Origin of the sequence: Kitasatospora sp. NPDC098652, from assembly GCF_044760155.1 — a bacterium.
In the GTDB taxonomy this organism is placed as follows: domain Bacteria; phylum Actinomycetota; class Actinomycetes; order Streptomycetales; family Streptomycetaceae; genus Kitasatospora.
In genome coordinates, this window is the sequence record NZ_JBIWAQ010000001.1 from 471487 (window position 1) to 484594 (window position 13108).

Genomic DNA, 13108 nt, shown 5'->3' on the forward strand with positions numbered 1-13108 from the left:
TCGCCGGGGGGCTCTCCGCCGCACCCCGGCCAGCCACTCACAGTGCCACGGGGACCCTGAGGATCTGATGAACCGCCCTGCCCCACCCCTGCCCGCGACCCCGCCCGCCCCGCCGTCCACCTCCGCTGGGCGGTTGCGCCCACACCCACATATTGTTAATCTTCGTTACGAAGAAGCTGCGGCCCCCCGGCGGCCGGCCTCCGACGACGGCCGGCCCGGCCCACCGACCGGTCCGGTGTGTGCCACCCGTTCCGCACAACGAGCGGCACACACCGGGCCCTCAACCCCCGGCCCCCAGGCAGGAGAGCAGGAACCGCTTCACCTGGGTGGCGTGGAAGCGGTCACGGGCGTGCTCGCGGCTGGAGCACAGCAGCACGGGGGCGTCCTGCGGGTCGTCCGGGAGGCGTCCGTGGCTGCCGCGGACGCAGGACGGGTCGGTGGGCACCACCGACATGGTGCCGCGGATGCCGAGCCGCAGCTTGGCCAGCGACATCGCGGCACGCACCATGACCAGCGGGTCGCCCGGGTCGAAGAAGAGCTCGGCCGGGTCGTAGCCAGGCTTGCGGTGGATCTCCACGCCGTGGGCGAAGTCCGGGGCGCGGTCGTCGTCCAGCCAGTAGTAGTAGGTGAACCAGCTGTCGGCGGAGGCGATCGCGAGCAGCTCGCCGCCGCGGGGGTGGTCCAGACCGAACTCCGCCTGGCCGTCCCGGTCCAGCACCCGGTCCACGCCGCCGGTCCGCAGCAGCAGCCCCCGGACCCGCTCCAGATCGGCGGGATCGGCCACGTACACGTGCGCCACCTGGTGGTCGGGCGTGGCGAAGGCGCGGGACGTCCACGGGTCCAGGTACTCCATGCCCTGCTGGGTGTGGACGTTCAGCAGGCCCTCCCGGCGCAGCGCCCGGTTGATGTCGACGGGGCGCCGCACCTCGGTGATGCCGTACTCGCTGAGCGCGACGACCGTGGTTCCCCGGGCGCCCAGCCACTCGACGAACGGGCCGAGGAGGGCGTCGAGTTCAGCCGCGGCCGCCCTGGCCTGCGGTGAGTCCGGGCCGTGGCGCTGGAGGTCGTAGTCGAGGTGCGGCACGTAGACGAGCGTCAGGTCCGGGTCCTCCCGCTCGATGATCCGCCGGGCGGCCCCGATGATCCACCGGGACGAGGCGAGGCCGGCCCTGGGCCCCCAGTAGTCGAACAGCGGGAAGCGGCCGAGTTCGGCGGTGAGCGTCTCGCGCAGCGAGGCCGGAACGGTGTAGCAGTCCGGGGACTTGCGGCCGTCGTAGTGGTAGACCGGCCGTGGGGTGACGGTGATGTCGACGTCGGCCCCCATCGCGTACCACCAGCAGATGTTGGCCACTTTCAGACCGGGGGCGGTGCGGCGGGCCGCCTGCCAGACCTTCTCCCCCTGGACGAGCCCGTTGTGCTGGCGCCAGAACGCGACCTCGCCGGTGTCGCGGTCGTACCAGCCGTTGCCGACGATACCGTGCCCGGCGGGCGGCTCCCCGGTCAGGAAGGTGGACTGCACCGAGCAGGTGACGGCGGGAAGGACGGTGTCCAACCGCGCGCAGAACCCGGAATCGGCGACGGCCCGCAGGCGGGGCATGTGGACGAGCACCCGCGGGGTGAGTCCGACGACATCGAGGACCACGACACTCATCGGGTGCTCCCGCCCTGCATCGACGGGAGCGGCGTCAGGCCCAGCCGCAGGAGTTCCCGGCGGGTCCAGTCGAGTTCGGCGGCGACTCCCTCGACCAGATCGGCGCTGCCGCGCGGAGGTTCGGGGAGCGCCGACCAGGTGTACGTCTCGACTTCCAGGTGGCGGGTCTGCGGCCGGTCGGCGGCGAGCAGCGCCGCGAGCGCGCGCTGGAGCACCGGGCGGGTGGAGGCCAGCGGGGGCGACGGGTCCGCGTGCACCGGGATGTGGAAGTGCGTGCGCCACGGGCCCGCACCGCTCGGGGCCGTGGGCCCGGTGAGCGCGTCCGGCAGGTCGTCGGTGCCCACCGGTGGCCGGCCGGCCTGCCTGGTCTGATGGAGGAACCTCGGCTCGTCGAACGCCGCCAGCGCGCCGCGCGCGGCGGGGTCCGTCGGCGTGGCCGTGTGGAGGGCGCAGGAGACCTGGACCTTCATGACGCCGATGCCCGCTCGTGCCAGTTCGGCCAGGGCCGCCTCCGGCTCCTCGAAGGCGACGGCCAGATGACAGGTGTCGAGGCAGACGCCGAAGTACTCCGGGTCGAGGCTGGACAGGTGCTGGACCGCCTGTCCGGTCGTCTCGATCAGGCAGCCCGGTTCGGGCTCGAACCCGACCCTGATGGTGCGCCCGGTCTGCCGGAAGATCTCGCCCAGCTCCTGCCCGAGGAGGTCGAGGTGCTGCCGCGCCCGGCCGTGGTGGTCCTGGGTCCAACCGGCCCCCCAGCCGAACGGCAGGGTGGAGACGCTGCCCTCGACGACGTCGTCCGGCAAGAGCAGCGCCAGCACCCGGGCCAGGTCCCAGGTGTAGTGGAGGCGTTGTGGCGAGGCCCAGTCGGGCCAGTACACGGAGTACTTGACGACCGGGTCGTGGAATCCCTGGTAGGGGAAGCCGTTGAGGGTCACGACCTCCAGCCCGCGGGCGGTGAGTTCGGCGCGCAGCCGCCGGGCCGCCGACGGGTCGGCCGCCAGTTCGGCGGCGACCTGGTGGGCGAGCCAGAGCCCCAGACCGAGGCGGGACTCCCCGAGTCGCTCCCGCACGGGGACGGCGTAGGTGTCGAGTTGCCGCAGGATGCCGGCCAGGTCCTCGGCCGGGTGCACGTTGGTGCAGTAGCCGAGGTGGACGACCTCCCCGCTCCGGTGCCGCAGCCGCATCAACGACCTCCCCTGCGCACGGAGTTGCCGGCGAACACCGCGTCCTCGGCCGGCCGGTCGGGGGCCGGTTCGAGGACGAGGCGGCCGCTCTGCCCGTAGAACTCGACCGGGTTGCGCCACAGCACCTGCTCGACGTCGCCCTCGGAGAAACCGGCGGCGAGCATGGCGGCCGCGGTGGACCGGGTGAGCAGCGGGTCGCTGTGGCCCCAGTCCGCGGCCGAGTTGACCAGGACGCGGGCGGTGCCGTGCTCCTGGAGGATGCGCACCATCCGGTCCGGGTCCATCTTGGTGTCGGGGTAGATGGAGAAGCCCATCCAGCAACCGGTGCCGGCGACCAGCGGCGCGGTGATCTCGTTGAGGTGGTCGATCGCCACCATGGCCGGGTCGATCCCGTCGGCGCGGACGAGTTCCAGGGCGCGGCTCGTTCCGACGGCCTTGTCGCGGTGCGGGGTGTGGACGAGGGCGGGCAGGCCGTGCTCGCGGGCGAGGGCGAGCTGCGCGGTGAAGGCGCGCTCCTCGGAATCGGTCATCGCGTCGAAGCCGATCTCGCCGACGGCGACGACCCGGTCCTTGACCAGGTATCGGGGCAGGTCGTCGAGGATCGGCGTGCACCGCGGATCGTTGGCCTCCTTGGGGTTGAGCGCGATCGCGCAGAAGTGCTGGATGCCGTACTGGGCGGCGCGGTAGGGCTCCCAGCCGAGCAGGGCGTCGAAGTAGTCGCGGAAGCTGGCGGCCGAGGTGCGTGGCTGGCCGAGCCAGAAGGCCGGCTCGACCAGGGCGCGGACGCCGGCGGCGTGCATCGCCCGGTAGTCGTCGGTGGTGCGGGAGGTCATGTGGATGTGGGGGTCAAAGATGCGCATGGACCGCTCCCGTGCTGTGGTGGTCGATCTGGAGGCCCAGGTCCTCGGGGACCCTTCGCCCCGCGGCGGTGCGCTCGGCGGCGAAGTCCCGGAACATGCGGACGAGTTCGGGGTCGGTGCGGCGGGCCAGGCCCGCCACGGCGTCCAGCGGGATGCCCGTGAAGACGCACTTGAGGACGGCCTGACGCCAGGCGGGCTGGTCGAGGTACCGGGCCGCGTACGGGCCCACCGCCGCCGTCACCAGCCGGATGTCGTTGGTGCGCAGGGCGTCGGTGATCAGCGGCAGCGCGTCCGGGCCGATGCGGCCGGCCTGGTCGAGCAGCGGGAGGGTGCGCAGCACCGCGAGGCGCTCGGCCGCGTCTCCCCCGTGGTAGAGCTTCTCGAGGGTTGCCGCCAGACCGGTGTCCGGGAGCGCCAGCAGCAGTTGGCCCCGCGCGGCTTCTCCCCGCTCGGGGCCGGTGCTGCGGGCGGCGATCGGGAACAGCTCGGTCAGCACGGCGGGGTCGGAGCGCACCCGGTCGACGGCGGCGGCGGTCCAGGGGTCGGCGGAGGCCGCGCGCAGGGCGGTGAGGGAGCGCAGCGCCGTCAGCGGCCCGCTGTGCCCGTGCCGGGGCAGCTCGACCGCGACGAGCCCGCGGTACCCGACCTCCGACAGGGCCGCCAGGACGGGCGGGAAGTCGATCTCGCCCTCGCCGAACTCCAGGTGCTCGTGGACACCCCGGCGCATGTCCTCGATCTGGACGTTGACCAGCCACGGCGCCGCTCGCCGCACGCACTCGGCCGGGGAGGCCGGTTCGAGGCACCGGCAGTGCCCGATGTCGAGGGTGAGGCCGAAGGCGGCCGGCCCGCCGAGGGCGGCCCGCAGCCGCTCGTAGCCGTCCAGGTCCGGGACCAGCATCCCGGGCTCCGGCTCGAAGCCGAGCTGGACCCCGACGCTGCGTGCGGTCTCCACGAGGGCGGCGCAGCCGTCGACCAGGAACTGGCAGGCGTGCTCGTGGCTCGTTCCGGGCTCGGGGGCGCCGCTCCAGAAGGAGAGCACCTCGGCTTCCAGGTCCGCCGCGATCCGGATCCCCCGCTGGAGCAGGTCGAGGCGGCGGGCGCGGCCGCCGGGGTCGGCGTCCACCAGGGTCGGGGCGTGTTTGCGCCAGGGGTCGAGCAGGTAGCGGGCGCCGGTCTCCACCACGAGGCCCAGGTCGAGCGCGGTCAGCTTCCTCCGGACGCGGGCCAGTGCCCCGGGCAGGTCGCGTGCGTACGGGTCGAGGTGGCCGTGGTCCAGGGTGAGGGCGACCCCGGTGTATCCGAGGCCGGCGATCAGTTCCAGGGCCTCGTCGAGGCGGTGGTCGGTCAGCCCGTTGGTGCCGTAGCCGAATCTCAGTGCGGTCATGTCGGGGAGACCTTTCGGGCCAGGCCTCTGGCCAGCGGGTAGGCGGCCAGCAGTGACAGGGCCGCCCGGACGGATCCGGCGCGCGCGGTCAGGGCCGCCTGGAGCGGGATCACGGCGTGGATGCCGGCGGCGACGGCCCGCCGCAGGTGCGCCGCGTCGGGGCGGACGGTGGCGGCGAGCTGCGCGCCGCCCGCCGCCAGCAGGTAGCCCCCGAGCACGGCGGTCGCGGTGGCGCGGTGGGCGGGGGCCGCGTCCGCCGGGGGCAGGGCCGCGGCGCCCAGGCCGATGAGGCCGGTGGCGGCCAGCGCGCCGGCCGGGAGCGCCGCGGTGGCGCCGTGGGCCTCCCGGCGGCTCACCGTCGTGACCGCGTAGGTGTGGCAGGCGATCGTGCCGGCGGGGGCGAGGGCCTGCCGCCAGCGCGTCGCCCCGGCGCCCATGAGCACGTCGAGTCCCCGGGCGGTGGCCATGGCGGTCGGCCCGAACGGGGTGTGCTTGAGCTTCAGGTCGTACGCCCAGACGGTCGCCGCGAGCGGCAGGGCGAGCGCCAGGGTCGTTCGTCCGCCGCTCGCGCCCGCCAGGGCCAGGCCCGTGCCGGTGAGGACCGAGGCGGTGACGAGCGCGGAGCGCGGGCTGATCCGGCCGGAGGGGATGGGTCGGCCGGGCCGTTCCTCGGCGTCGATGTGCCGGTCGGCGTAGTCGTTCAAGGCCATCCCCGCCCAGTAGAGGCTCACCGATGCCGCCGCGAGTCCGACCGCCCTGGCGCCGGCCGGCCGGCCCGCGGCGGCGGCGCCGAGCAGGGTGTCGCCGGGGACGGTGAGCGCGGCCGGGGCGCGCACCAGTTCCGCCAGCGCCCGCAGGCCGGTCACGACCGGCCTCCCCGGTACCAGGCGCGCAGGGTCTCGAACTGGGTGACCAGCCGGTGCTCGCCTGCCGACCTGTCGGCCCTGACCGGGTCCTTGAAGAAGAAGGCGAGCTGCTCCTGCGGGCCGGCGGCGCCCAACTGCCGTGCGCGGGCGAGGAACCGGGCCAGGTCGAGGACCAGCGGCGCGGCGAGCGCCGAGTCCACCCCCTGCCAGGTGAACTGCATGGTCATCGGCGTGCCGAGGAAGCCCTCGAAGGCGATGTGGTCCCATGCGGTCTTCTGCTCGCCCAGGCTGGGCACGTAGTCGATGTGGGTGCAGCCCTGGACCTGGTCGCCGAGCATGGCGGCCAGGCCGCTGCGTTTGGAGGCGTTCTTGCTGGCGGCGGCGGCCGGTTCGGCCAGCGTGGCGCCGTCCCCTCCGCCGAGCAGGTTGGTGCCCGACCACGATCGCACCCGCAAGGCGCGGTGGGTGAACATCGGGGCGAGGGCGGCGCGCACCAGCGTCTCACCGGTCTTGCCGTCGCTGCCGGCGAAGGGCAGCCGCCGCTGGCCGGCGAGTTGACGCAGCGCCGGTAGCCGGATGCCCCGTGACGGGGTGAAGTCCACGTAGGAGCAGCCGGCCCGCAGCGCCGCGTAGGCGTACAGCGAACTCGTCGGCAGGACGTCGGGCCTGGTGGCGAGGGCCTCCTCCAGCGCGCCGACGCTCTGGTGGGCGCGACGGAGCGGGGCCACCGGTTCGGTGGAGGAGACGTTCACCACCACGACCTGGCTCAGCCGGTTGCGTTCCCGGAAGGAGGTCAGGTCGGCGGTGAGGGAGGCGGCCGCCGCTTCCTGGGGCTCGCCCGACCGGGCCGGGGTGGCTCCCAGCCGGACCTCCAGCTCGGCGAGCTGGAGGGCGCGGGCGACGGCGGGCAGCAGTGCCGGGGAGAACACCCCCGCGTCGGCGAGTTGCTCGGCCCGCTTGGGGAGCGAGGTGGTGACGATGTCGTGGCCGCCGAACACCAGCCTGGCGAGCGGGGGCAGGCCCGCTCCGACGAACTCGGGGAGTTCGCTCACCATTCCGGTCGGCGGGACCAGGCCGGCACCGACGGCGGCGGCGCCGACCACCGCGGTGGTGGCCACCGAACCCCGCGCCCCGATGAACCAGACCCCGACACGCCCGGTGTCCTGTCCGGGCAGGTTGCCCATGTCATGCCTCCGAGGGGGTGCTTGCGCCGAACACGGAGTCGAACGCGGCCGCCGGGGGCACGATGGCGGCGATCCGGCGGATGAACGAGACGGCTTCGGCGGCACCGTGCCGGCGGTCCATTCCGGCGTCCTCCCATTCGATGGAGATCGGGCCGTCGTAGCCGACCGCGTTCAGCGCGCGGAAGCAGTCCTCCCAGGGGACGTCGCCGTGTCCGGTCGAGACGAAGTCCCAGCCGCGCCGCGGGTCGCCCCAGGGCAGGTGGGAGGAGAGACGCCCGCGGCGGCCGTCGCCGACGCGCACCCGGGTGTCCTTGCAGTCCACGTGGTAGATCCGCTCGGCGAACTCCAGGATGAAGCCGGCCGGGTCGAGGTCCTGCCAGACCATGTGGGACGGATCCCAGTTGAGACCGAACGACGGCCGGTGGCCGATGGCCTCCAGCGTCCGGTGGGTCGTCCAGTAGTCGTAGGCGATCTCGCTCGGATGCACCTCCAGCGCGAACCTGACACCCACCTCCTCGAACACGTCCAGGACGGGGTTCCACCGGTCCGCGAACTCCCGGTACCCGGCATCGACCCTCGCGGACGTGACGGGCGGGAACATCGCCACGGTGTGCCAGACCGGGGAGCCGGTGAAGCCCACCACCGTGTCGACACCCAGCAGCCGCGCCGCCCTCGCGGTGTCCCCCATCTCCCGAGCGGCGTTGCGCCGCACCTTCTCCGGATCCGCGTCCCACAACCGCCCCGGCAGGATCGCCCGGTGCCGCTCGTCGATCAGGTGGTCGCACACCGCTTGGCCCACCAGGTGGTTCGAGATCGCCCACACCTGAAGGCCGTTGCGCTCCAGGATCTCGCGTCTGCCACGCACGTACCCGGGGTCGGCGATCGCGCGGTCGACCTCGAAATGGTCACCCCCACACGCGATCTCCAGACCGTCGTAACCCCAACTGGAGGCCAGCTCACAGACCTCCTCGAACGGAAGGTCCGTCCACTGTCCGGTGAAAAGGGTGACAGGACGTGTCATCGCGGTTCCACTTCTGCTGTGCTGGGAGGATGGGGTGGACCCGACGCCCGCCGGAAGGCGGTCGGGCGCCGGGCCTGGGCCGGGTCAGCCGACCCGCGTGAGCTTCCACTGCTGGGCGGCGGTGCCGTTACAGGCGTACTGGTTCAACTGGAGACCGTTCGCGCCGGAGTTCCCCGGCACGTCCAGGCACTTGCCGCTCGCCACCGACACCAGCCGGTACACGCCCGAGCCGACGGGCTCCACCGTCCACCTCTGGTTGTCACCGCCCGAGCAGGCCCACTGCTGGAGCTTGGCGCCGTCCGCGGCGATCCTGTCGCCCGGCACATCGAGGCACTTGCCGCCGGCCGCCGTCAGCGTGAACGCGCCGTCCCCGGCGTCGCTCAGCCTCCACCGCTGAACGGCGCTGCCGTTCGGCGCGTTCTGGACGACCGCGGCACCATCCTCCACCGGTGCGGACGCCGCGTCAACGGCCTTGCCACTGGCCGCATTCGTCACGGTGAACGTACCGGCACCCACCGGGCCCACCGGCCCCGCAGGACTGCAGTCGGCCTGCTCCACGCCCGCCGCAAGGCGGATGCCGCCGAGGAGCATGGCCCGGAAGGCGGGGTCGGCGTAGGACTCGATGGTGTGGCCCATCCCGGTGTACCAGGACCGGCCGCCCTGGACGTTCTGGCACCACGTGATGGGGTGGTCGCCCATCCCGTCCCCCGGGTCGTACGTCGACTCGTCGACGGAGGCGAGGACGTGCACGGAATCCCGGGGATTCGTACGGAAGTTGTACCACTCGTCCCATCTGCTCCAGGTGGCGGGCAGGTGGGCGGTGCTGGGGTTGGTCCGGTCCTCGACGACCACCGTGGCCTGCTGCTGGTCGGGATGGCTCTTGAAGTACGCGCCGACGACCTGGCCGTAGAAGGGCCAGTTGTACTCGGTGTCGGAGGCGGAGTGGATGCCCGCGTAGCCGCCGCCGGCGCGGATGTAGCCCTCGAAGGCGGCCTTCTCGGTGGTGTCGAGGACGTCACCGGTGGTCAGGGCGAAGACGACCGCCCGGTAGTTCGCCAGGTTGGCGGGGGTGAACACCTGGTCGTCCTCGGTGGCGTCGACCGCGAAACCGTTCGCGGCGCCGAGGTCCTTGAGGGCCTGGACGGCGGCGGGGATCGAGTCGTGCCGCCAGCCGTCGGGCTTTTGGGTCTTGGAGAAGACGAGCACCTTGAAGGCGGGTTGTGCGGGGTCGGCCACCGGGGAGCCGGCGGGGACGGTGAGGGTGAGTGCGAGGCCGAGGCCCAGTGCGGGCAGGAGTGTTCTGAGCGGGCGCATGTGAACTCCGTAGGAGGGGGACCGGGAGGTGGGCCCGGCGCCCACCGCTGGTGGGCGCCGGGCGGACGGTCAGTTGACCTTGCTCAACTTCCACTGCTGGGCAGGGGTGCCGTTGCAGGCGTACTGGTTCAGCTGGAGCCCGTTCGTGCCGGAGTTCTCCGGCACGTCCAGGCACTTGCCGCTCGCCGCCGAGACGATCCGGAAGGTGTCGGAGCCGACGGACTCCACCCTCCACTGCTGGTTGACGCCGCCCCAGCAGCCCCACTGCCAGAGCTTGGCGCCGTCGACGCCGACCTGGTCGGCCGTCAGGTCCAGGCACTTGCCGCTGTTCTGCGCCTTCATCGTGAACGGCCCGTTCGCGCCGCCGTTCAGCGTCCACTGCTGGGAGGCCGCGCCGGTGTTCGGGTTCTGGACGACCGCTGCGCCGTCGGCCGTGGACGCCGCCTGGACCTCGAGGGCCTTGCCGCTGCCGGCGTTCGTCACCACGTACCTGCCACCGGGCTGCGGGCCGGTCGTCACGGAAACGCCCTTGCCGCCGAAGGTGAAGGAGTTCACGTTGAACGACCCCCCCGTGACGCCGAACACCGCGTACAGGGTGTGGGTGCCGCCGGGGTCGGCGACCTTGACGGGCGCGGTGGCGGCGAAGGTCTCCCATCCGCCGGTCGCCGGGACCGCGATCGTGGAGACGAGCGTGCCGTCCGGCGCGTCGGCGTGGATCTCGATCGTGCCGCCACCGTCGGCCGGCGAGGACACCCGGGCGGACACGGTGTCGATCCCGGCCAGGTTCATCTCGTCGAACGAGATCCAGTCGCCGTTCCTGATGGTGCCGAGGACCCTGCCGCCCTCGGCCCCGGCCGACGCGACGATCTCGGTGCCGGAGTGGCTGGTGTAGTGCGGGGCCTGCTTGCGCTTGGGCTGCAGCATGATGCTGGTGGTTCCGGTCAGTCCGTTCGGACTGATGTAGTCGGCGGTGAGCACCATGTAGATGTCGGCGAACTCGCCGTGTCCGCTCGAGTTGGTCGTGAACGTTCCGGAGCAGCCGGTGAACTGACCGGTCTCGTGGGTGTGGGTGTGGTCGTGGCCGAGCGCCGGGGAGACCTTCACTTTGGCGCAGTCGACGGGTCCGCCGTCGGGGTCGGTCACCTCGACCGTGTAGCTGACGCTGTCACCCCAGCCGAAGAAGCCTCCGTCGGGCGGGCTGGTGAAGCGGACCGTCGGGCGGACCACGCCCACCGCGACCGGCACGGTGATCGCGGCCGACTTCCCGCTCGCATTGGTGACCGTCAGCCGGGCCTTGAACGTGCCCTTGTCGGTGTAGGTGTGGGTGGGGTTGGCGTCGGTGGACGTCGATCCGTCCCCGAAGTCCCACAGGTAGGTGAGCGCCTCGCCGTTCGGATCGACGGAGCCCGCCGAGGAGAATGCGACGTCCAGCGGCGGCTGCCCGGAGTCGGGGGTTGCGCTCGCCTTCGCGAGCGGGGCCTGCTTGCCGGAGACGTAGTCGATCCGGTAGATCCCGGCGTCCTTGTTGGTGCGGCCGAAGCCGTTGCCCCACTCGGCCAGGTACATCGCGCCGTCCGGACCGAACTTCATGTCGATCGGCCCGCGCGGCTTGAGGTCCGCGGGGAAGGGGTTGATCTTCAGGAGCTCACCGTTGGAGTCGAGCTTGAATTCCTTGACGAAGTTGCGGCTCCACTCGTAGAAGAACGGCGTCTTGTCGTAGTACTCGGGGAACTTGCGGTCCGAGGGGTTGTCCGGGTCGTAGTGGTAGAACGGCCCGCCCATCGGGGCCGCGCCCTGCCCGTGGTCGATCTCGGGGAACTTCGTGGAGGGATCGTAGGTGTACCAGACCGTCGCCGCCTTGGTCGGCGGCAGGTCGGTCAGCCCGGTGTTGTTGGGCGAGTGGTTGACCGGCTTGTCGCAGTCGAACTTCGCGCCCGAGGTGTGGGTCGCGAAGTCGTACTTGTTGTACGGGATCTTGTTCGCCACGCAGTACGGCCAGCCGTAGTTGCCGGGTTCCTTGATCAGGTCCCAGGTGACGTGCCCCTCGGGGCCGCGGTTCGCGTCCGGCACCGAGGCGTCGGGCCCGTAGTCGCCGGCCGAGATCCACCCGGTCTCCTTGTCCACGGAGAACCGGAAGGAGTTGCGCATGCCCATCACGTAGATCTCGGGCTTGGTCTTCGCGGTTCCGGGCGCGAACAGGTTGCCCGAGGGGACCGTGTAGCTCCCGTTGCTCTCGGGGTGGATGCGCAGGATCTTGCCGCGCAGGTCGTTGGTGTTGGCGGCGGAGCCCTGCGCGTCGAACCTCTGCCGCCCGGGCCGCTCGTCGATGGGGGTGTAGAGGTCGGACTCGAACGGGTTGGTGTCGTCACCGGTCCCGATGTAGAGGTTGCCGCCGGGGCCGAACGTGAGGTAGCCGCCGGTGTGGCCGGGCTCGCTGTCACGGCCGACCGGGATGTTCAGCAGCTGCTTCTCGCTGGCCTTGTCGAGGGTGTCGTCCGCGTTGACGGTGAAGCGGGAGAGCCGGTTCACCTGGGGGCTCTTCGGCGCGTAGTAGAGGTAGATCCACCGGTTGGTGGCGAAGCCCGGGTCGAGCGCCACGCCGACCAGGCCGGCCTCGCCGCCGTCGTAGACGTCCAGCTTGCCCGCGAGGTGGGTCTCCGGCACTCCGTCGTGGGTGTGGATGACGTTCAGCTCGCCGGAGCGGGAGACGTAGAAGACCTTCCCGTCCGGCGCGACGTCCAGCGCCATCGGCTGGGTGGGGCGCCCGTCGAGGGTCACCTTCTGGAAGCTCTTGGTGACGGTGCCGCTGCAGTCGCCGGCCGCGCTGCCCGCGGCCCACTTGATGCCGCCCAGCAGGTGCTGCTTGAACAGCGGCTCGGAGTAGGCCGAGGACTCGTGGCCCATGGCGGTGGCCCAGACCTTGCCGCCCTCGGCGTTGCGGCACCAGGAGATCGGGTGGTCGGGGCCCATCTTCTTCGGCCCGGCGTCGTAGGTCGTCTCGTCCGCCGTGACCAGGACGTGCACGTCGCCGCGCTGGTCCTTGTCGAAGTTGTACCACTCCTCGGCGCGCGTCCAGCGGTCCGGCAGCCCCTGGGTGGAGGGGTGGACCTTGTCCGCGACCTTGGCGGTGCCGTTCAGGACGCCGGCCGAGTGCTCGGTCATGTGGGCGCCGCCCATCAGGACCTGGTCCCACCAGGGGAACTGCCCCTGGATCCTCATGTCGGTGGCGTTGTGGACCGCGACGATGCCGTGGCCGCTGTGCACGTAGTCCTGGACGGCCTTCCGCTCGTCGTCGGTGTCCCAGACCATCCCGGAGGTCTGGAACATGACGACGGCACTGTAGGTGCTCAGGGTCGCCGAGTTGAAGACGGTGGCGTCCTCGCTCCGGTCGACCTGGAAGCCGTTGTCGGCGCCGAGCTGCTGGAACATCTTTACGCCGGCGTCGATGGAGTCGTGCCGGAAGGATCCGTCGGCGGTCTTGGTGAACAGCAGCACCTTGAACGCCGGCTCCGCCGCGTGGGCGGCCGGTATCTGCAGGAGCGCTGCGCCGAGGACGGCGGCGCCGAGCGCGGCGAGGCCGCGCTTCAGTCTCGATCGTTGCACTGTGGTTCTCCAGTGGTGGGTGGAGGAACGTGGGGGTCGAT

General features: G+C 72.1%; 9 protein-coding genes. All 9 read right to left on the minus strand.

Annotated elements, in window-relative coordinates; translation table 11 throughout:
• Positions 1-280 precede the first annotated feature (280 nt).
• Positions 281-1651 carry an alkaline phosphatase family protein gene (locus ACIQWA_RS02100; RefSeq protein ID WP_402476937.1) on the minus strand — a complete coding sequence of 457 codons (1371 nt, stop codon included), beginning with the start codon at positions 1649-1651 and terminating at the stop codon, positions 281-283.
• Positions 1648-2835, minus strand: coding sequence for a metabolite traffic protein EboE (gene eboE / locus ACIQWA_RS02105; RefSeq protein WP_402476940.1), 1188 nt, complete (start codon positions 2833-2835; stop codon positions 1648-1650). Before eboE ends, ACIQWA_RS02100 begins: the two co-directional genes overlap by 4 nt.
• Positions 2835-3695 (minus strand): TatD family hydrolase, encoded by an 861-nt coding sequence (locus ACIQWA_RS02110; protein WP_402476943.1) that lies wholly within the window; start codon positions 3693-3695, stop codon positions 2835-2837. The genes eboE and ACIQWA_RS02110 overlap by 1 nt, the downstream gene beginning before the upstream one ends.
• Positions 3682-5079, minus strand: coding sequence for an EboA domain-containing protein (locus ACIQWA_RS02115; RefSeq protein WP_402476946.1), 1398 nt, complete (start codon positions 5077-5079; stop codon positions 3682-3684). The genes ACIQWA_RS02110 and ACIQWA_RS02115 overlap by 14 nt, the downstream gene beginning before the upstream one ends.
• A complete protein-coding gene (locus tag ACIQWA_RS02120) occupies positions 5076-5945 on the minus strand; it encodes an SCO3242 family prenyltransferase (protein ID WP_402476949.1) in 870 nt (289 codons plus the stop codon). Before ACIQWA_RS02120 ends, ACIQWA_RS02115 begins: the two co-directional genes overlap by 4 nt.
• Complete coding sequence (locus tag ACIQWA_RS02125; RefSeq protein WP_402476951.1) at positions 5942-7129, minus strand: inositol-3-phosphate synthase; 1188 nt, start codon at positions 7127-7129, stop codon at positions 5942-5944. The genes ACIQWA_RS02120 and ACIQWA_RS02125 overlap by 4 nt, the downstream gene beginning before the upstream one ends.
• Before the next feature lies 1 nt (position 7130).
• The gene (locus tag ACIQWA_RS02130) at positions 7131-8150 is read right to left on the minus strand and encodes a sugar phosphate isomerase/epimerase family protein (RefSeq protein ID WP_402476954.1); all 1020 of its coding nucleotides are present in this window, start codon (positions 8148-8150) and stop codon (positions 7131-7133) included.
• 84 nt (positions 8151-8234) lie between these two features.
• Complete coding sequence (locus ACIQWA_RS02135; RefSeq protein ID WP_402476957.1) at positions 8235-9464, minus strand: ThuA domain-containing protein; 1230 nt, start codon at positions 9462-9464, stop codon at positions 8235-8237.
• Between the two features lie 69 nt (positions 9465-9533).
• Positions 9534-13067 carry a ThuA domain-containing protein gene (locus ACIQWA_RS02140; protein WP_402476959.1) on the minus strand — a complete coding sequence of 1178 codons (3534 nt, stop codon included), beginning with the start codon at positions 13065-13067 and terminating at the stop codon, positions 9534-9536.
• Positions 13068-13108 lie beyond the last annotated feature (41 nt).

Excerpts from the sequence above, each read along its gene's own strand:
- ACIQWA_RS02100 (WP_402476937.1), bottom strand. The coding sequence starts at position 1,651 with ATGAGTGTCGTGGTCCTCGATGTCGTCGGACTCACCCCGCGGGTGCTC.
- eboE (WP_402476940.1), bottom strand. The coding sequence starts at position 2,835 with ATGCGGCTGCGGCACCGGAGCGGGGAGGTCGTCCACCTCGGCTACTGC.
- ACIQWA_RS02110 (WP_402476943.1), bottom strand. The coding sequence starts at position 3,695 with ATGCGCATCTTTGACCCCCACATCCACATGACCTCCCGCACCACCGAC.
- ACIQWA_RS02115 (WP_402476946.1), bottom strand. The coding sequence starts at position 5,079 with ATGACCGCACTGAGATTCGGCTACGGCACCAACGGGCTGACCGACCAC.
- ACIQWA_RS02125 (WP_402476951.1), bottom strand. The coding sequence starts at position 7,129 with ATGGGCAACCTGCCCGGACAGGACACCGGGCGTGTCGGGGTCTGGTTC.
- ACIQWA_RS02130 (WP_402476954.1), bottom strand. The coding sequence starts at position 8,150 with ATGACACGTCCTGTCACCCTTTTCACCGGACAGTGGACGGACCTTCCG.
- ACIQWA_RS02135 (WP_402476957.1), bottom strand. The coding sequence starts at position 9,464 with ATGCGCCCGCTCAGAACACTCCTGCCCGCACTGGGCCTCGGCCTCGCA.